The sequence below is a fragment of the Roseomonas sp. TAS13 genome, from assembly GCF_001950415.1.
Lineage (GTDB): Bacteria > Pseudomonadota > Alphaproteobacteria > Acetobacterales > Acetobacteraceae > Roseomonas > Roseomonas mucosa.
Genome location: NZ_BDLP01000566.1, coordinates 1 through 1,997, shown reverse-complemented (window position 1 = coordinate 1,997; position 1,997 = coordinate 1). Strand labels below are relative to the sequence as shown.

General features: G+C 71.8%; 1 protein-coding gene and 1 pseudogene. One reads left to right on the top strand and one right to left on the bottom strand.

Translation table 11 applies throughout. The features are described 5' to 3' along the window. Positions 1 to 25: 25 nt before the first annotated feature. Complete coding sequence (gene purB / locus ROTAS13_RS23640) at positions 26 to 1,369, top strand: adenylosuccinate lyase (protein ID WP_075823589.1); 1,344 nt, start codon at positions 26 to 28, stop codon at positions 1,367 to 1,369. Between the two features lie 215 nt (positions 1,370 to 1,584). Here the strand turns inward: purB and ROTAS13_RS26710 are convergent. Beyond that, a pseudogene (locus ROTAS13_RS26710) lies at positions 1,585 to 1,997 on the bottom strand (hypothetical protein); the annotation flags it as partial.

Sequence of the window (1,997 nt, the reverse complement as noted above, 5' to 3'; positions counted from 1 at the left end):
CCGCGCCGTTCAGGAGTTCCCCGCCATGGTCCCGCGCTACGCCCGCCCCGAGATGACCGCGATCTGGTCGCCCGAGACCCGCTACAAGATCTGGTTCGAGATCGAGGCCCTGGCGGCCGAGGCCATGGGCAACCTCGGCACCATCCCGGCCGAGGCCGCGCGCGTGATCCGCGAGAAGGGCGACCAGCGCACCGCCGAGATCACCGCCGCCGATGTCGGGCACATCGACGAGATCGAGCGCGTCACCCGCCACGACGTCATCGCCTTCCTCACCTGGCTGGGCGAGGGCATCGGCCCCGAGGCCCGCTTCATGCACCAGGGCATGACCTCCTCGGACGTGCTCGACACCTGCCTGAACGTGCAGCTCACCCGCGCCGCCGACCTGCTCCTGGCCGACATGGACGCCCTCCTCGCCGCCCTGCAGCGCCGGGCCGAGGAACACGCGCTGACCCCCACCATCGGCCGCAGCCACGGCATCCATGCCGAACCCACCACTTTCGGCATCAAGCTCGCCGGCCACTGGGCCGAATTCGCCCGCTGCCGCAAGCGCTTGGCCGCCGCCCGCGACGAGGTCGCGACCTGCGCCATTTCCGGCCCCGTCGGCACCTTCGCCTCGGTCGATCCGCGCGTGGAGGAATTCGTCGCCGCCCGCCTGGGCCTGCGCGCCGAGCCCGTCTCCACCCAGGTCATCCCCCGCGACCGCCACGCCGCCTTCTTCTGCGCCCTGGCCATCACGGCGAGCGCCATCGAACGCCTGGCCACCGAGGTCCGCCACCTCCAGCGCAGCGAGGTGCGGGAGGCCGAGGAATACTTCCACCCCGGCCAGAAGGGCTCCTCCGCGATGCCCCACAAGCGCAATCCGGTGCTGAGCGAGAACCTCACCGGCCTCGCTCGCGTCATCCGCGGCTACGCCACCCCGGCCCTGGAGAACGTCGCCCTCTGGCACGAGCGCGACATCAGCCACAGCAGCGTCGAGCGCTTCATCGGCCCCGATGCCACCATCACCCTGGACTTCGCCCTGGCCCGCGCCACCTCGATGATGGACAAGCTGACCGTCTATCCCGACCAGATGAAGCGCAACCTCGAAGCCCTGGGCGGCGTCGTCCACAGCCAGAAGGTCCTGCTCGCCCTCACCCAGGCCGGCATGAGCCGCGAGGCCTCCTACGCCGCCGTCCAGCGCGCCGCCATGGCCACCTGGACCGCGCTGGGCACCCCGAACGGCCGCTCCTTCCGCGACGAGCTCCTCGCCGACCCCGAGGTTTCCGCCACGCTCGATGCCGCGACCCTCGACGCCGCCATGGACCCGGCCAAAGACTTCCGCCACGTCCGGGACACCCTGGCCCGCGTCTTCGCCAGCCAGGGCGCCTGACCGCAGCGCGCACGAAAAGACCCGCGGCGCCGCACCGGCACCGCGGGTCTCCCAACCCTCACCGCACTGACAGGGGTTTCCGCGCCTCGCCAAGGCAGACAGGAACACCCCGGCTTCCGAAAGCAACCCGCGTGCGACACAGCCCGGAAGGAAGCGGACCGAACCGCCCGCCCCTTCCTCGGCCCTATCAGCCGGTCATCCCGGAAGAGCCGGCCTCAGCGCCGCGTCCCGTCCGGATTGGTCCCGCTGGTGTTCGAACCCGTGGCCTTGTCGAAGCCCCGGCTAGCCATCGTCCCCTTCGGGTTCTCCGGCGTGCCGTCCGACTGCCCCGGATAGGCCCCGCTCAGATTGGTCCCCGCCGCGCGATCCGCCGCCCGCGTCGCCGCCGTGCCGGGCGGGTTTCCAGCCGTGCCATCCGGCGCCGAACCCGTCCCGCGCCCGGATTCCAGCGTGTTCAGGTCGTCGTCCCGATACCCGCTCCAGCCACCCGCGCGGTAATCCGCCTCCCGCGTGGCGACATCGACCGGCCCGTGACTGGCCATGATCCGCTCCGCCTCGTCGATGCGCGCATCCTCGCTCCGCACCGTCACCAGCGTCCCACCCCGCCGCACGCCCTCGGCATAGGTCC

Coding starts and splice junctions, on each gene's coding strand:
- purB (WP_075823589.1), top strand. CDS start 26: ATGGTCCCGCGCTACGCCCGCCCCGAGATGACCGCGATCTGGTCGCCC.